Origin of the sequence: Flavobacterium sp. RSSB_23, assembly GCF_051547145.1 — a bacterium.
In the GTDB taxonomy this organism is placed as follows: domain Bacteria; phylum Bacteroidota; class Bacteroidia; order Flavobacteriales; family Flavobacteriaceae; genus Flavobacterium.
The window spans coordinates 1-466 of sequence record NZ_JBPTTO010000061.1 but is presented as its reverse complement, the minus strand read 5'-3'; the positions used below and the strand labels follow the sequence as shown (position 1 = coordinate 466).

General features: G+C 35.8%; 1 pseudogene. It reads left to right on the top strand.

The features are described 5' to 3' along the window. Nucleotides 1-466: pseudogene (locus ACSVH9_RS16370) on the top strand (hypothetical protein); the annotation flags it as partial.

The window sequence follows — 466 nt, the reverse complement described above, 5'->3', positions numbered from 1 at the left end:
AACAATTACGGTAGATTCAGCAAGTATTATTGCAACGAACGATATTATGGTAAGTTTAAATGGTGTTTTGGGGGATCCACAAATTGGGAATATTCTAACAAACGACCTTTTGAATGGAGCCACTATTAATCGGCCAGAAGTTGTCTTAAGTTTAATTTCAGGAGCAACTTCTATTGGAGGAGCAGTTCCGGTATTAGATCTTAACACTGGCTTGATCTCTGTTTTACCAGGAACTCCAAATGGTAATTATTATATAGAATACCAATTGTGTGAGAGATTAAATCCTAAAAATTGTGATAAGGCAATTGTTCAAATCAAGGTTGCATCACTATTAGGAAATTCAGCAATTCAAGCTGTAGATGACCTAGTACTAAACATCAACGGTTATGTGGGAACCAATGCCGTTGTAAATGTCTTAACCAATGACAAATTAAGTACAATTCAGGCTGATTTGACCAATGTGAAC